Origin of the sequence: Thalassolituus sp. UBA2009 (assembly GCF_002335285.1) — a bacterium.
Lineage (GTDB): Bacteria > Pseudomonadota > Gammaproteobacteria > Pseudomonadales > Oceanobacteraceae > Venatoribacter > Venatoribacter alkanivorans.
On sequence record NZ_DDCJ01000122.1, the window covers coordinates 1 to 16,416 of the forward strand.

Sequence of the window (16,416 nt, forward strand, 5' to 3'; positions counted from 1 at the left end):
CAGATGCAGCATCACGGCAGAGTCTTTGCCGATGGAGTACATCATCACCGGATTGTCGATTTCAGCGGCAAAGACTCTGCCGTGATGCTGCATCTGGCCCGTAAAGCCTTTTATCCGGGTAAACCGCCATTTCCGCTGCTGCACGTGGATACCACGTGGAAGTTTAAAGAGATGATTGAGTTCCGCGACAAGATGGCCAAAGAAGTGGGTATGGATCTGATCGTACACATCAATCAGGAAGGTGTGGAACAGGGCGTTGGCCCGTTCACCCACGGCTCATCCAAGCATACCGACATCATGAAAACCCAGGCGCTGAAGCAGGCACTGGACAAGTACGGTTTTGATGCTGCCTTTGGTGGTGCCCGCCGCGACGAAGAAAAATCCCGCGCCAAAGAGCGTGTGTATTCTTTCCGTGACAGCAAACACCGCTGGGACCCGAAAAACCAGCGTCCTGAGCTGTGGAATATCTACAACGGCAAAGTAAACAAGGGCGAAAGCATCCGTGTTTTCCCTCTGTCTAACTGGACCGAGCTGGATATCTGGCAATACATCTACCTCGAAAATATCAACATCGTACCGCTGTACTACTCCGCCAAGCGTCCGGTGGTTGAGCGTGACGGCATGCTGATCATGGTTGATGACGAGCGTATGCCATTAAAAGAAGGCGAAGTGCCGGAAATGAAATCCGTACGCTTCCGTACCCTGGGCTGCTATCCGCTGACCGGCGCCGTCGAATCTGAGGCAGAAACCCTGCCGGAAATTATTCAGGAAATGCTGCTGACCACGACATCTGAGCGTCAGGGCCGTGCCATTGACCACGATTCATCCGGTTCGATGGAGAAGAAGAAACAAGAGGGGTACTTCTGATATGTCACACCAATCCGATCTGATCGCTGCCGATATTCTTGAGTACCTGAAGCAGCACGAAAACAAAGAACTGCTGCGCTTTTTAACCTGCGGCAACGTTGACGATGGCAAATCCACCCTGATCGGCCGTCTGCTGCACGACTCAAAAATGATCTACGAAGATCAGCTGGCCGCCATCGAAAAAGACAGCGCCAAATCCGGCACCACCGGCGAGAAAATCGACCTCGCCCTGCTGGTTGACGGTCTGCAGGCTGAACGTGAGCAAGGCATCACCATTGACGTAGCCTACCGCTACTTCAGTACCGCCAAGCGCAAGTTCATCATCGCCGACACTCCGGGACACGAGCAGTACACCCGCAACATGGCCACCGGTGCATCCACCTGTGATCTGGCGATTATTCTGATCGACGCCCGCTACGGTGTGCAGACCCAGACCAAACGTCACAGCTTTATTGCCTCCCTGCTGGGCATCAAGCACGTGGTGGTTGCGGTCAACAAAATGGATCTGCTCGACTTCAGCGAAGAACGCTTTAACCAGATCCGCGAAGACTACCTCGCCTTCGCCAAAAACCTGAATCTGGAACTGAGCGATATTCACTTTGTGCCGATGTCCGCCCTCGACGGCGACAACGTGGTAGAACGCAGCGCGCGTGCTGACTGGTACACCGGCCAGACGCTGATGGAAATTCTGGAAAGCGTGGAAATTGCCAAGGACAAAAACCTGGAAAACTTCCGCCTGCCGGTACAGTACGTTAACCGTCCGAACCTCGACTTCCGTGGTTTCTGCGGCACCATAGCCTCCGGTATTGTTAAGCCAGGCGACACCATCATGGCACTGCCATCGCAGAAAACCAGCAAGGTTGAAAGCATCGTGACCTACGACGGCAACCTCGAAGAAGCCTTCGCCGGTCAGGCCGTTACCCTGACCCTGGAAGACGAAATCGACATCAGCCGTGGCGACGTTATCGTTAAGCTCAACGACCAGCCAACCGTGGGTAAAAAGCTGAACGCCGACATCGTATGGATGACCGAGAACCCGTTGATTCCGGGCAAGCCGTACGACCTGAAGTTCGCCTCCAGCTCAACCGCCGGTACTGTGAGCAAAATTCACCACCTGGTGGACGTAAACACGCTGGAACAGAGCCTGGCCGATCAGGTTAACCTGAACGAAATCGCCCTGGTGGAAGTATCGCTGGATAAAGCCGTACCCTTTGACTGCTACAGCAAAATTCCGGGCGCCGGCGCCTTTATCATCATCGACCGCCTGAGCAACGTTACCATTGGTGCCGGTATGATCGTGGGCGCCGCCAGCGCATCGGACGACAACACGCCGGTAACCGCGGCTGAGAAAGCCCGTCGCTTCAACCAGAAGCCAGCCATCGTTGCCGTTAACGCAGTGAATGCTGAACAGATAGTACAGGGCCTCGACCGTCGTCTGTTTGAAATGGGACGCGTAGCTGCCATTGCCAGCAACGAAAACGCCCAGATTCTGAAAGACGCAGGTCTGGTGGTACTGGTTGCCGGCGGTGCCGATGGCGCCGATGTCAGTCTGGCCGCCGATCAGGAAAGCCTCGACTCCCTGATCGCCGACCTGCAGGAACAAGGGATCATCTGATTCCTGCCTGAGTGAAGTGCTAACAAAGAGCCCTGCCGGAAACGGCAGGGCTTTTTTATGTCCGGACTGTTATGCACCGAAGCTGCATACACGGAATGCTTATCCTCCTCGTACCTGACGCCACCCCAGACCCGCGCCGCCCGAACACATACCAGAAGCTCTCAGACGCAAACAAAGCCCGATTCAGCGCCATCTCAACAATCGCGACAGCAAACCCTGACGGCAGCAGCGCAGGGCCTCTGCCCGGTGTTTCCTGCAGATTAGTAACTCTTTGAAAAATATCAGAAAAAAATGTTTGACAGGCAAAAGAATGCTGGCATAATACGCGCCACTTGAACGGAGCAATGCAGCAAGCATTAACCACTTCTTTCAGGTAACAATGTGGCTATGTAGCTCAGCTGGTTAGAGCACAGCATTCATAATGCTGGGGTCACTGGTTCAAGTCCAGTCATAGCTACCACGAATTCTAAAGGCTAGTAGGTAAGTATCTACTAGCTTTTTTCGTTTCCTGGGGGTGCCAGTAAAAAACACCTCTACAGCCCGCATAAATCCTGAATTCTAAAACTTCAGACCATCCAAGATATTGCACACCGCCACCCGTTGAGGCAGAAGCAGATTAGCCAGAGGGTTAAATTCGAGTGCCTGATTTAAATAATCTGGCGAGAGGTGGGCATAGCGCAGGGTCATTTTCAGATCAGAGTGACCGAGTATCTTTTGCAGCGTGAGAATATCGCCGCCGTTCATCATGAAATGGCTTGCGAAGGTATGCCGGAGAATGTGGGTCATCTGCCCTTCCGGGAATTGAATCTTTGAGCGTTCAGCAGCACCCCGGAAAGCGGTCCGGCATGGGTTGAAAAGGTTCCGGTGTGTTGGCGGGTTAGAGGTGAATTTTATTTCACTGAAAAGACCAGGTGTTATCGGCACGCTTCTGGATCTGCCGTTCTTTGTATCTGTAAAACGTACGGATGGCTGTTCACCGGCAATCAGCCCAGTTCTTAGCAAATACTCCGCTTCACCGAATCTGGCCCCTGTACTGAGGCAGATTTTCACCACGGGCAGTAAGTGCCTGTTTTCTGAATCTGCGCAGGCATCCAGTAAAATCGGGATCTGTTCTTTTGTCAGAAATCCCATTTCCCTTTCTTGTTCTTTGAACTGCCGGATCTTACCCAGTGGGTTATCGATTTCGTAAAAACCGAGACGATCCATTTCGTTAAACAGTGCGCGCATGTAGCGCAACTCATGATTAACGGTTGCCGGCTTAACTTCGGTGACACGGCGAACACGGTAATCTGAAAAATCAGCGGCAGTAAAATCACACAGGAACGGATTACCCAGACGCTCAGCAATGGCAAGCATACGCGAATAGCGATAATTGCCATCTTTGAGGGTTTTGCCGTGAGCCTTAAACCAGAGGTCTACAAGCTGGGATAAGCGCGTGTGTGCCGGGTCAATCATGGATCAGACAGCCACCCCATTGAGACGATGATCGCGCAGACGCTTATCAACAAAATCCGTCAGGCACAGGAACAGCTCTGAGCTGTGACCGTAATAAAGTAAACCGAAGTAGTCAGCGAGATCAGACTCTAAGCCAGAACTCAGCAGGTGCTGAACTACGTGCTTTGTGGTGAAACCTTTGCGGGCTGCTAAACGCAGATGATTACCGAGCCACATAGCGACATTACGACGACCGGCCACGCCTGCGGACTTTTTTTGGTCACGGGCATAGATGAATGTGGGATGCACATTGAACCAGCTCACGTCTTCCATAAGTTTCTGCCAGATCGGATGAATATAGGTTGAGCTGTGATGCAGGCGGAAATTGTTTAAGCAGTAATCCCAGAGCGCTTGCAAATGGGGCTTTAAGTCGCGAGGCTCGCGGATGCAGATCAGCTTGCCAGGCTCAATCATTTCCCCTTTTTCGTTGTACTTTGCAGAGCGGTTGTAATTGCCGTTCTCAAACTCTTTTAACACCGAGTGATGCACACGAAATTCTAAGCGGTGCACAGTGTCCACTTCCCCGCCGTCACGGCCATCTTTGTACTCAGGGGTGAACGGATCGTCGAGAGACGGAGTGGCACGCCACTGGGATTCACAAAAGTCCAGCTTGTCGCTTTTTACAGCCTCTTCTGACTTGTTATAGAGACACATCTGCAGAGAGCTGGAATTGCCGAACAGGTACGTCTGACCGCGGCCATACACAAATGAAGCTTCTGCCACTTCAAAGTGAGCGTTACTGATCGCGTTAACCTTGAGATTCCGCTTTGAGCGTGTCGCCAGCATGCTTTCGAAGTCTTCCGGCAGTACCAGCCCTTTCATATCGACACAGAGGTGTACGGCCATGCCAGAGGCTTCCAGAGTGTCACCGAATGTACGTCCGACCTCTCTCAGGCGGTTTGTGAGCTGTTCAAGGCCCAGTTCGTCAATCAGCTGGGGCGTTACTTCGATTTTCATGTGTGGCCCTTGCTGGTCGGCTTCTTTGTAGAAGGACTTGAGCAGTACCACCATGCCGATGTCTAAATTTTTCAGGATATATTGATACCCGGACTTTTTGCCGGAGCTGGATAATTTCCATTCAATACCGGCGATTTCAATAACGTCCGTGGTTTTCGTGTCGTAGTGGCTTGCGATCTGCTGCAGCACTTCAGGCTTCAGGGTGCAGTTATACAACTGGCGGATGGTATCAACGCCCGTATGCAGGAACCGGAGTCCGGACAGATCATATTCAACACTGCCCCTTTCCATTTCGTAGGTATCGGCGCCGGTCAGCGGATCAAAAAAGCGTTTCATTTTCTTGTTTTCAAAACGTGCCATTTAAAAACCCCCAATAACATGACGTTGACGAAACTCCGCAGCATTCCGGGCAGTTCGTCCCCCTTTTAAATTACGTGTTACAGGCACGTAATGGACGGCCGCCGCTGCGCTGCCCCAAGCGCTGCGCGCAGGAGCAGACCAGCAGCAGGCGACCGGAACGGCGGAGCCGTTGTTAATCATGGGGCGCTGCCGCCCCCATACCCCCGGCAGGCGCTCAGACGGCGCTAGCCTAGGGTTAATCAGTGCATTCAATACATCACAGGCAATAAACATCTTTATGCGCTCCTGCAGCGATCAGGCGGACGTGACAGGGCCCGTTGGGCTCTATTGCATAAACAGAAGAAAGATCATCAGTAGTAACAACGCGGGGACGCTCTGAGTCTTCGGATTTCTCCGTCACAGATTTATTCTTTTGACGCTGTGCCAGGTCATAAACAACATGGCTTGAATAATTGGCATAACCGACGATTCGCATACCGTCGATAAGGGCAAAGGCTTCTTCTGCCGTTACTGGCTCAGCTGGCTCAGGCTCACCCTGCTGATATGTTTCAAGCTTTTGCATTGCTTCGATTAGCTGCTGATATTCACGATAAAACTGATTATTGAGATAAACGGTCATTACATAGGCAGCAGCCAGCCCCATAACAACACCAGCAGATGCAATCAGAGGAGCTCTGAGTTTTCTGAAATAGATTTTTGTAAGACGCATATAGAACGAGACCCCGCGCTTTGTGTATGTACGGCGATTTTGGTAATACGGAGGCAAAACGGAGTGAGGCCCGTGTGGGTAGTCCGTTAAAAAGATTTGTTTTGTGTCGTATGCGCTGAACAGATCAGTACCACGATATACCCAACGATCTGAAAGTGGATCAGCTGGAGAAGCACCATAAACGACCCGGGCAGCGTGAACCTTAGGCAATCGCAGGTTGTAGCCGGTAACAGCTTTAAATAGCCCGCCGATCAGAGGAACCCGGAGATTATCCAGACGCTTACAGAATGCGGTGAATTCGCTAAGAGCCTCACGAGCTTGGTTATCAACAATAGATATATCCTGAACAATCAGGATTACGTCCCAGCCTAGTTTCCGGGCATGCAGAAACCAGTTATTTACATCAGCCCTGCTTTTATCCTGCCAATTCCTGGCGTTAAACCATGTTCCGCACTCATCCAGAACGAGCAAGCCATTTTTGCTTTCGTCATAGCTATCGTTACCACGGCCGATCACATTCAGATCAGAAACAGTTGGTTTATCAGGAACGCGGATCAGGCGAATATCATTAGCCATTTTCCCAAACATGGCCTGTATGTTCAGATCGATATTAGTGGCGACCGGACAGCCAGCCAGAAGCTTTGCTTTGATACGGGAAACAGAAACCAGTGTTTTTCCGTTCCCTAATTTTCCGGTTACGAAATAGAAAGCCATATCAGAACAACTTGTACTGAATGATTCGAACGTTCCACTCATACGCCCAACGGGCAAGACGAGCAGTAATAATCACAGAAAAACAAGTAGTAGTGTTCTCAGGAACGACCATCTGAACGGCAAGAGAAAACCAAGGCGGAAGGACATACTCAAGAGAAGATACAAGGCCGGTTATAAGTGCAACGAAAGCAGCCGTTGCAGAAACAACCAGAGCAACAATAGCGAGCGTTACCGCGACTCTTTTTGTAAAAAACTTGACCAGCCACGAAAATATGGCACCAAACGCAGCACCAATAACAGCAGCAAGCCAAGGCAAACCAGCAATAACAGGTAACGGCATAATCAGACCTTACTATCAACAGGACGTAGAACGAGATCGAAGAGATAAAAGACAGTCCACATATAAAGAACCCAAGCGAGGATCTGCTTCCACTCTTCAAAACGGTCACAAGGAACAGCCATAGGGAAAGAGCTAAATTGAATAATGAATTGCTGGCAAGCATGGTAAGAAGGGAGAACCTGTTTTACAGACTCAGCAACGGCAGACGGCTCCTGCATGGGGGAGTCCTGATTCAACGAATCTTGAACAGCAGCGTCATAGCCCTCTAAATCAGAATCAGCCTTTTCGTTATCAATAAAATCAGCTGAGGTTTCATCTGTTTCAGACAAAAGATCATCGAATGAATCATTCTTATTTTTTATTTCCGACAGAATATCAGAGGCTGTTTTATTCAAATCCTTGAGCTCTGAATTGGTTTTTTTACCCTCAGCAAGAATACCGGTAGAAGTAGTATTCAAAGTATCAATCTTAGAACCAACGCGATTCAGTGCATTAACATTATTTGAATCAGCTGTTTTCTGAGCAGAGATCATTTTATCTAAGCGAGAGTTAACAGATGACAAATCGACTTTATCAGGATCAGGATTAGTTGGATCAGTACCAGGGTTAGTACCGGGATCAGTTCCCGGATCAGTGCCAGGATTCGGATTCTCAGGAGTCGGGGGAATATCTAAGCAAACGCCACCAATAGAATATTTACCGGGAAGACAGTCATCAGGCTCACAGGTATTACTAAGAGAGCTTTTTGAAGTACCAATAGGACAAGAGGTAACAGCATTTACGCAGCCATTGCCCTCTGAATACTTGAAGCCGACAGGACAAGAAATAGGCTGCTGCCCATCTTTATTACAAATACCATTGATAAGCATACCGCCCTGACAATTTGTAGAATCGTCAGCATCGAAGCAGCCGTAAGTATCGCCGAAGTAACCACAACCGGGTTTTTCCTCAAAACACCCTGAAATAGGGACGCCATCAGGCCCGGCAATGGTTCCACAGCCAGAAGGCGGCTCAGGCTGAGCACAGGCATAAGTACCATTGATATAACCGCAATTATCAGGAATAGGACGACAAGAGCCGTTCTGTTTTTTCTGACCAATGCCGCACTCTTGTTCATCCTGTAAACGCTGACTTAAATCGTCTTCGCCACCAGTACCCGGATCTGTACCGGGATCTGTACCGGGATCTGTGCCGGGATCAGTACCGGGATCTGTACCGGGATCTGTACCCGGATCTGTGCCCGGATCTGTGCCCGGATCTGCTGGATCAACACAGGAATCAGAAACGGGATCATAAGTAGAAGGAGCAGGACAAGTAACAGGATCAGGATCGTTAGCATCAGTTAAAGGCTGGCCGTTACCGTCACCATACGGACCGTTACATTTATGAATAGAACCGCGACCATTACCGCCAGCGCCAGAACCAGGACCCGGACAATAATCAGAACAGCTTTTTCCCTGCTCAAGGAGATAAACCTCACCCGTAGAAGATGTACATTGTTGTGGCTCCTCACCGGTACAAGTACCGGCAGGATTATTCAATTGATCCCCATAACATCCATTTTCAGCGGAATCATCAGAAGGAGTAGATGCACAATCGCCCTGCCATACATAAAATAAATTAGCATTACCATTAAAATTTTCCTGACAGTCGAAAACTTTACCAGCACCATAAGTAATTGACTTTAAAAGATCAGCACGATTTTCACAGCCAGCAAGATCCCCATATGTACCTTCTGATATTGGATTCCTGTGACCATAAGGACACTCTTCCGCAAAACCAGAAAAAGCATCAGCAGAGAATAAAGCGAGCAATAAAAACAGGTATTTCATTTCAGAGGCTCACTATAAGAATCCGTAAAAAAGGCCGGCGAACCGGCCAGAGTGGAGAGGTAAAGCTTTAAATCTTGGCAGCGAAACGCTTAACCAGTTTGATAACGATACCGGCCACAAGAGCAGCACCGATATACGGCCAAACAGCAGCCTCAGTGTCGGAAATACCGGTACCGACAGACGCCAGTGCAGTTGTAGCCGCTTCAGGCAGAGCAGCATGAACAGAGCCAGCGAAGACAGAACCAGCACCGACAGCAGCAGCCAAAAGGCTACGACGAGCAATTACTTCATTTTTCATTAGATTTTCTCCGAGAGAGTTTTAAAAACATGGATCAGGTACCCAGCACCCCAACCCATAACGTAAGAGCCAAACAGATATGAGAAATATGAAGTAACTTCAGCTTCTGTCACCGCTGGCCCCCTTTACTAAATCCCATCACCGCCGCAACGAATAACGAGAAGTAGAAAAACATTTCATAGAAGCTGATCGCATCCATGAGTCATTAATTACCCGGCTTTCTTAGCCGGTTCGCGCACAATAGAGAGCGCGTGTTGTACGGTTTTACCGCCCTGAGTTTTATTCAGAACAGTCAGTGTGACATTCATAGGATAATCAGCCGGATTATTCGACAAGCTATCAATGATCGCTTGGTCACAGCTCATTTTGGCTGGCACATAACCCCGGTACATCGTATTACTTGGGTCAGCATTAATTACATACAGTTGATTGATACGGTTGCCGTTATCCGGTTGGAAAGACATACCGCCGATCAGGGTCACTGGCATTTGAAATTGCATAGTTATTTCCTCAATTATCCCCTACATTTTTCAGTCACGAGCGGGGACTTGACTCGCAACATTGGTTTTCTTTGCTTTCAGTCCTGTGGACAAACACGCAAGCGGTTTGACCCACAGGATCAGGACTCACGTCCTACGGCTTCGCCTACCTCTTGCGGGATCTTCGACCCGCCCCTACTACTAATCACAGTATTTAAACGAACCTTTTATGTTCTCAATTCCGGACAAACAAGCGGTTGACCAGTGAAGCATGTGTACTGTTGCGGAAATATTCCGGCACGGATTGCAGACGCAAGGCGCTGTTCATTCAGATCAATGCGGACTTGGTTAGCGAAGCGTTTAACGTCGCCATAAGGCTGCTCAGAAAGAATCAGCCACAGCAGGTAACGCAGGCTAACTTCCGGCATGTGCGCTTGTTCGTTGTGGAACGTAGCGCGGAATTCTGCCAGCAGCGCGGACTCATCCACGGGAATCAGTTCAGCTTGAAGCGGGATAGGAGAAACAGGCTTATTCATGGCTATATACCTTCTGCCCGGTGAAACGATGAGAGAAAGGCTCACGATTAAGCAGACAGTTGGTAACGGGAACAGATTGAGATATGGCGTAGCCTTGAGGAACAAGACCAGCCCGATACTGAGAAACAGCCAATACAGCCTCAGCATTCCAGTATGCGGTTTGACGACGATGAAATTCGATTGAGACGGGCTGAGCCATTCTGATTCCCCCTTACCCAGCCACGGACGCTTTATTAAATCAGCGCTTTCCAGTAGGTTGAGCGATTACGAGTATTAAAGGTGGGTGCTGCAACACCCTGACAAATGAACTATAGGAGATTTCCTAAATACTAGCAACTTAAACCTAGTATTTAGGTCATTGTATTTATTTATATGGAAAAAGCGGTAGATAGATTCCTCTTATTGATAGATACAGAGGACGTGAAACTGCCATGGCTAGAAAGCGTTTCAGGAATACCAGCCAAACGCTGGTCTAACGTGAAATACAAAGCGGCAGAAATGAGAGCTGAGGAATTAGTGGCACTGGGAAGGGTATTCAAGGAATACGCATACTGGCTCACTACAGGTGAAGAAATACCGGAGGCAGGACAGATTAGTCCTATGACCAAGAAGGCACAAAGAACCTTAAAGCCAACCCCGAAGGCTGGCTAATAGCAAAAAGAGCTGCTGACAGGTGGAAGTGGTAGCAGCTCAGTTCACTTAAGACGGTTATAGATAGGATGACCGGAGGGAGGAACAACAAGAGTCGACCAGCGCCAACCCGTACGGCACTTATCACACTTAATATTGGTCATGTAAAAATCGTAAGTGCCGTAAGCATTCAAATAAAAATAAGTAATGACCGTCGTACTATTACGATTAGGGTCAATCTCATAAAAGCACCTGATGTGCTTCTTTAATTCAAGATCAGAATAAATCTTTGACTCACCTGGCTGCAGCATAAAAAAGGAAATGTACTTCCCATACATATGCCTTTTGCAAGTAAGCAGGTGACCGGAATGGTTTTTAAACTCAATTTCTCCCCCGGCAGCTTGAACGGTAAAACACCAGGCTAAAGAGAGGAATAATGTAATAAAAATCAATGACTTGCGAAGCATGGACAGATCCCTTTAACCAATTACGCCAGCATAATAACAGATCTGTCACCGGCTTCATAATGCTGGGGTCACTGGTTCAAGTCCAGTCATAGCTACCACGAATTCTAAAGCCCGCGAAGTATGCAAATACTCACGGGCTTTTTCGTATCTGTTCTACTCCTTCGCTTTTAACTGCCTGTGCGGCAGCGAACCCATTACGTGCCTGTAACACGTAATTTAAAAGCTTCTGAGCTGCCTGTGCGGCAGCGAACCCGGTTGCTACAAATATTGACCTGAACCTACATTTCTGAGCTGCCTGTGCGGCAGCGAACGCCATCAACCGCAGCAATAACAATATCGCCGTTTTCTGAGCTGCCTATGCGGCAGCGAACTGGTTTTAATGGGCATTTTAGATCGTCTGGGTTTTCTGAGCTGCCTATGCGGCAGCGAACATCAATTCTGAGGCGCAACAGTCGCTCCTGTAATTTCTGAGCTGCCTATGCGGCAGCGAACAGGCGGCCGGCGCGTGCGCGGTATCCGTTTTCTTTCTGAGCTGCCTATGCGGCAGCGAACAGTATCAGCAAAGATGGGTGCAGTAGTACCAATTTCTGAGCTGCCTATGCGGCAGCGAACCAATCAACCGGGCCATAATCACCAGCCGTTACTTTCTGAGCTGCCTATGCGGCAGCGAACCCCTGGCGGCGGATGATTCCGCGTTGCTCAAGTTTCTGAGCTGCCTATGCGGCAGCGAACATCGTCTTTTACGCCCCTTCCGCTAAGCGCTATTTCTGAGCTGCCTATGCGGCAGCGAACCAAGAGGAATATTTACAGCATCACCTTTCTGATTTCTGAGCTGCCTATGCGGCAGCGAACCTGATTTTCCTTTACCTGCTCGCATTTTGACTTTTCTGAGCTGCCTATGCGGCAGCGAACCTTACCGCCAACATCCAGCAACTGCGCTCACTTTTCTGAGCTGCCTATGCGGCAGCGAACAAGAGCTTATTCTTTCTAACACCCTGATTGTTAAAGAACTTTACAGAAAAAGCCCGCATCCCCTTTTTTGGGCAATACGGGCTAACCCTTTGATTTTTAAAGCTAATTAAAAACCCAAAGAAAAAGGGTCAGAACCACGGCACCGTTGCATGCTGGCTTAACCCGTAACGGTTAAAATCCCCCTGCCCGGGTTTTTCCTGTCGCGGCCCGCGTGCAATAAACAGACAGAACGGCTGAGCAGTGCTGTGGCTGCGTAAATGCACATAGGGTAAATCGGGCTTACGCTCTATGGTGGCAGGAATGGCCTCGGCCGCCTGATCCGACGTTTCTCCTTTGCGCTTCATACGCCGCCGGCGCAGTCGTTCGGCGCTGGTTTTGAATTGTTTACGCCGGAATACACAGTAAGCAGCATCGTCTGGTGCCGGGAGAATCGCGGTCATGCGTACATGGTCGCGCATCCCTTTCAGCCAGTCGTCCTGCATCAGGCTATGCAGGCTGCTTTCGCTGCTGTGCAGCCGTAATACATTGCCAATGCTGCGCGGATTCCGGCTGTATTGCGGAAAACTCACTCCAATATCGCTGCGTTTTTGTTGCACTAAAGCCAGGTGCAGGCGCCCGTACAGCATTCCCAGTAACTGAGCGTTACTAGTCTCCGGATCTGGCCGCACGCTTACCTCAAGGTAATGTGTTGTCATAGCCTCACCCTGCATCACCAAATACACCGCCACGGATTAATGTCGCGATTACGAAATGTTGCTGCTCCTGCTCCGGTACTTTGTCTTTCAGTACCCAACCATCCAGCAGGTTATAAAAGTCCATTTTTTCTTTTGGCTGGCGATAAGCCTTACCCTGAGTAGTAACAGAACCATAGGGCTCTACGGCAATCGGGCCGTTTTCTGCCGCATCGGGATACCAGGTGTCGATGGTACGCAGTGCGTTGCCAATTTTTTGTGAGTGAATGGCTGCAACATTGGCAACGTGATAAAGCGTTTTGCTTTTTTTACTGCTGCCTTTATCCAGAATTAATTCCTGCGATGGAAACACTTCCTGACCTTCGCCAAGTCGTACAAAAGCGGTAATTTGCAGTAACACATGCTCTTTACCCGCTAACCCGGCTTCCATTAGTGTTGCGAGTTCTGACAATTTGTCGGTTTCTTCGGCCGGAGCTTTCAGCGCCATCATAGAATGCGTTAATGCAGCAAAGCTCCACTCAGACACGGCACGGCCACCCTGCAGGCGGGCAACGGTTACTTCAACCTGTTCTGCACCAATGCGGTTACGCCATAAAAAGCGACCGTTGGCCAGGTTGGCTGCGTAACGCTGGGCCAGTTCACCCAGGCCCGCGCTCTGAATATAACCGGCAACGGTGGCCAATAATTTTTCGCGGTAGGCCGATTCATTACAGGCAGACGGTTCGCCCACGCCACTGAGTACGCGCAGTGTGAACTGCACTTTGAGGGTATCGGCATCGGCCGGTAATGCGGCTACATCGACGGTTTGCAGGTTAGGATTTTCAATAGCAGCATCCAGCTTGGCCGGATCCTGATCTTTCGTTTTTAAGCGATTAGAAATCGTACCCCGTACCGATTTTTCACGGATAGCAACGGGCAGCCAGTCACTGTCGGAACGGTTATCCCATTTGCCGGAAAATAACAACGCATCCGACACATCCAGTTTGCGTTCAAATGCCAGTACAGAAGCGGTTTTCAGTTCATTAGCCATGATAGTTTTCCTTGTTTCGTCACTTAATCGTTATAGGTTTTAATGAAATTATTACGGCAACGGTATAAACCGTTTTCGGATTGGCTGTCGGCGTACCAGAGCAACTGTTCGACCGACGTCAGCCGGTGAGGTGCAATCCATTGTCCGATGGAATAAAGGCTTTCAACAAAACGAAATGGCGTATGCGGATCACGGGTATTGGCTACCGTTCCTGCCGGATATACCTCGCTGAGAGCACCATAACCAACCGGAATTGGCACCAGCCAACCTTGCCCGGTGCGGTCGTTTTTCCATTCGCCCTTTGTTTTTCCTGCTGCGTTTTCTGCTGCATTGCCTGCTGTTTCTTCAGCGCTCTCTTTAACCGGTTGGTAGTGCCAGTTAATGCGCGCTAACGATAACCAGGCATCCAACCGGGTAGCTTGCGATTGCGTACGTTTAAGTTCGGCCAAACGCTGGTCAAGCAGATCGTCACGGGCTACCAGCGTAAAACCAGGGAGTAATTTACGTGTTAAAGAGGCCAGCTTTGCGGACTCGCCACAGGAAACAGCAAACGGCTGATAACGCTGCAGCCAGGGTTTGGCCGGTGGGTGAATAGTGCCTCCGGCAATGCGCATCGTATTCAGAACCTCCGCTACCTGAGCCGGGTATTCATCCTGCCATTCACCGGTGCCGATATTCACGCCAAACACCAGACTGATGTCCAGATGAATCCGGCCCTCTTCGACAATAGCTGGAACAGAAATACTACCATCCTCTTTTATAAGCTTGCGGTGCTCTCTTGTAGCGGCAGGATTGCGGGTCAAACAAAAAGATTTAACAAAACCACCGTCGGTTACCTGTTCCTGATGATCATGACAAACCACTCCGATGGCATTCAGGGGGAGCTCCAGCCCGGCTTGTTTCAGTTGACGCTCCAGCGCCCACATCAGGCCCAGAAAGGCCGTCATCGATGGAAAACCATGAGTTAACGGGCTGGAAACTGCATTAGCGTTTTGTACCCGCAGACGGGGGATGACCAATACATGGGAATTAACCGGCAAACTCATTTCGCACCTCCTGGCGCACGACGCTGCAGTGACACCGGCCCATCAGCATTAACCAGTGCCTGCTTCGCCCAGTATGTGTATTCCGTATCGCCAACGGTTGTTAATCCGGCTTTATGCAATTGCGCGTTTAACCAGCTGGCAAAATAACCGGCTATTTCATCCGGCCAGTCGCCCCACTGGTAAGCGGCATTAAATTGTTCGTCTTCTGCCTGATGCTCTTCGCGTGGCGGTAATTCAATACGTTCAGGATCGAGCCACAAACGCTGACACTGCGGTAAACGGCAATCCGGGTGCTGGCTCCAGCCCGGCTCCTGAGCAAAGCGGATGCTCTCTCCGAATAACGCCAATTGCTGGCCAAGAGCCTGTGCCAGTGCTTCACACTTTTCACGGGTTGCTTTAACGGTGTCCGGATCAGACAGCAACAGACTGCTCAGCGCTGTCAGCAAATCTGCTACTTCGTCAAAGAAATAAAAAGAATTAAAGACAGAATCGACTTTAAGTACCTTAATCCGGTCTGAGGCATTCCAGTGTGGCGGTAAAGACGCCAACAGGTAATTAACCCCGCCCCGTTCGCTGTTCAGCTGCGAAATATTCTGCGGCTTTGTACCACCCAGCTTGCGCACAACCAACCCGCGATAATCACGGTATTCGGCGTCATATCCGGATTTATCCCGATACGCCTGGCGGGCCAGTTTGTTTGCTTCACCGAAGCGGGCATCCTGAATATCGCTGTGTACACGATGAGCCAGTGAACTGGAAAACAGCGGCTGCAGCAGCTGGTATTCGCCGTTATCGGCCGGCTCCTCACCCACCAGCCAATACAGCTGTTTGGCTGCCACATGCGATGCAGGCTGGCTTTCTGTACGGATTAATGACGAAAACGCCTGCATCCATGCTTTTGCTGTTTCTGCATCAGCCGATAATGCGGTCTGTAAATCGGTATCGGCAGCCTGCATCCAGTCAAACAGCCGCTTGCCTTCCACTTCGGTTTTCAGAAATTTAAAAACATCCAGCGCGGCGGCATTGCCGACAATATCTTCGGCAAAAGTATCACCCAGCAGATGGCTGCCGATTTCACGATGCTGAGGAAGATTAATGGGAGCCAGGTGCAGGCTGCTGCCTCTGGCATCCGGGTGGGTGGCTTTGAGTACGTGGGTAACCGCCTGAATCTGATTAACACGGCGGGCGGCATCGGCCAGCCAGGTCGTGTATTCATATTTAGCAGCCGTCTCAATATCAGTATTGTTGCCCTTCAGCTTGGCATTCCGTCGCTCGTCAATAAACGCGGTAATAGCCTGGCGAAAGGCCTGTACTCTGTCCGTCGATATTTCCATATTGTATGTCCTTTTATCTCTCCGATTTCCTGCTGAATAATGTC

General features: G+C 49.9%; 15 protein-coding genes, 1 tRNA gene and 1 CRISPR repeat array. Of the genes, 4 read left to right on the forward strand and 12 right to left on the reverse strand.

Annotated elements, in window-relative coordinates:
- Window positions 1-3 precede the first annotated feature (3 nt).
- The 3 genes from cysD (at window position 4) to B3P58_RS15085 (ending at window position 2,942) form a co-directional block, all read left to right on the forward strand.
- Entirely contained in the window at window positions 4-867 is an 864-nt protein-coding gene (cysD, locus tag B3P58_RS15075; RefSeq protein ID WP_286718843.1) for a sulfate adenylyltransferase subunit CysD, read from the forward strand.
- A gap of 1 nt (window position 868) precedes the next feature.
- The gene (cysN, locus tag B3P58_RS15080) at window positions 869-2,482 is read left to right on the forward strand and encodes a sulfate adenylyltransferase subunit CysN (protein ID WP_286718798.1); all 1,614 of its coding nucleotides are present in this window, start codon (window positions 869-871) and stop codon (window positions 2,480-2,482) included.
- Between the two features lie 383 nt (window positions 2,483-2,865).
- Window positions 2,866-2,942: transfer RNA gene (locus B3P58_RS15085), tRNA-Met, on the forward strand.
- Window positions 2,943-3,040: 98 nt separating this feature from the next.
- Here B3P58_RS15085 and B3P58_RS15090 read toward each other — a convergent pair.
- The 8 genes from B3P58_RS15090 to B3P58_RS15125 all read right to left on the reverse strand — a co-directional run bounded on the left by B3P58_RS15090 (window position 3,041) and on the right by B3P58_RS15125 (window position 10,201).
- Window positions 3,041-3,937, reverse strand: a complete 897-nt coding sequence (locus B3P58_RS15090; RefSeq protein ID WP_286718799.1) for a phage integrase — start codon at window positions 3,935-3,937, stop codon at window positions 3,041-3,043.
- A gap of 3 nt (window positions 3,938-3,940) precedes the next feature.
- Window positions 3,941-5,293 carry a hypothetical protein gene (locus tag B3P58_RS15095; RefSeq protein ID WP_286718800.1) on the reverse strand — a complete coding sequence of 451 codons (1,353 nt, stop codon included), beginning with the start codon at window positions 5,291-5,293 and terminating at the stop codon, window positions 3,941-3,943.
- Between the two features lie 256 nt (window positions 5,294-5,549).
- Window positions 5,550-6,716: a zonular occludens toxin domain-containing protein gene (locus B3P58_RS15100; protein WP_286718801.1), complete on the reverse strand. Its 1,167-nt coding sequence runs from the start codon at window positions 6,714-6,716 to the stop codon at window positions 5,550-5,552.
- Between the two features lies 1 nt (window position 6,717).
- Window positions 6,718-7,056: a DUF5455 family protein gene (locus B3P58_RS15105; protein WP_286718802.1), complete on the reverse strand. Its 339-nt coding sequence runs from the start codon at window positions 7,054-7,056 to the stop codon at window positions 6,718-6,720.
- 2 nt (window positions 7,057-7,058) lie between these two features.
- Window positions 7,059-8,888 (reverse strand): hypothetical protein, encoded by a 1,830-nt coding sequence (locus B3P58_RS15110; RefSeq protein ID WP_286718803.1) that lies wholly within the window; start codon window positions 8,886-8,888, stop codon window positions 7,059-7,061.
- Window positions 8,889-8,955: 67 nt separating this feature from the next.
- Window positions 8,956-9,186 (reverse strand): major coat protein, encoded by a 231-nt coding sequence (locus B3P58_RS15115; RefSeq protein WP_286718805.1) that lies wholly within the window; start codon window positions 9,184-9,186, stop codon window positions 8,956-8,958.
- Window positions 9,187-9,395: 209 nt separating this feature from the next.
- Entirely contained in the window at window positions 9,396-9,686 is a 291-nt protein-coding gene (locus tag B3P58_RS15120; RefSeq protein WP_286718807.1) for a hypothetical protein, read from the reverse strand.
- Between the two features lie 206 nt (window positions 9,687-9,892).
- Entirely contained in the window at window positions 9,893-10,201 is a 309-nt protein-coding gene (locus B3P58_RS15125) for a hypothetical protein (RefSeq protein WP_286718809.1), read from the reverse strand.
- A 372-nt stretch (window positions 10,202-10,573) separates the two neighbouring features.
- Here B3P58_RS15125 and B3P58_RS15130 point away from each other — a divergent pair, with 372 nt between their 5' ends.
- On the forward strand, window positions 10,574-10,852 hold the full coding sequence (locus tag B3P58_RS15130) for a hypothetical protein (protein ID WP_286718810.1): 279 nt from the start codon (window positions 10,574-10,576) through the stop codon (window positions 10,850-10,852).
- A gap of 669 nt (window positions 10,853-11,521) precedes the next feature.
- Window positions 11,522-12,270: direct repeats of the CRISPR family, unit length 28 nt; unit sequence TTTCTGAGCTGCCTATGCGGCAGCGAAC.
- A gap of 128 nt (window positions 12,271-12,398) precedes the next feature.
- Here the strand turns inward: B3P58_RS15130 and cas6f are convergent.
- From cas6f to csy1, 4 genes are read right to left on the reverse strand one after another with little or no spacing between them, the layout of a single operon-like run.
- Window positions 12,399-12,965, reverse strand: a complete 567-nt coding sequence (gene cas6f / locus B3P58_RS15135) for a type I-F CRISPR-associated endoribonuclease Cas6/Csy4 (protein WP_286718812.1) — start codon at window positions 12,963-12,965, stop codon at window positions 12,399-12,401.
- A gap of 4 nt (window positions 12,966-12,969) precedes the next feature.
- The gene (gene csy3, locus B3P58_RS15140) at window positions 12,970-13,992 is read right to left on the reverse strand and encodes a type I-F CRISPR-associated protein Csy3 (RefSeq protein WP_286718814.1); all 1,023 of its coding nucleotides are present in this window, start codon (window positions 13,990-13,992) and stop codon (window positions 12,970-12,972) included.
- Window positions 13,993-14,015: 23 nt separating this feature from the next.
- Entirely contained in the window at window positions 14,016-15,038 is a 1,023-nt protein-coding gene (csy2, locus tag B3P58_RS15145; protein WP_286718815.1) for a type I-F CRISPR-associated protein Csy2, read from the reverse strand.
- A complete protein-coding gene (gene csy1, locus B3P58_RS15150; protein ID WP_286718817.1) occupies window positions 15,035-16,372 on the reverse strand; it encodes a type I-F CRISPR-associated protein Csy1 in 1,338 nt (445 codons plus the stop codon). The genes csy2 and csy1 overlap by 4 nt, the downstream gene beginning before the upstream one ends.
- Between the last annotated feature and the right edge of the window lie 44 nt (window positions 16,373-16,416).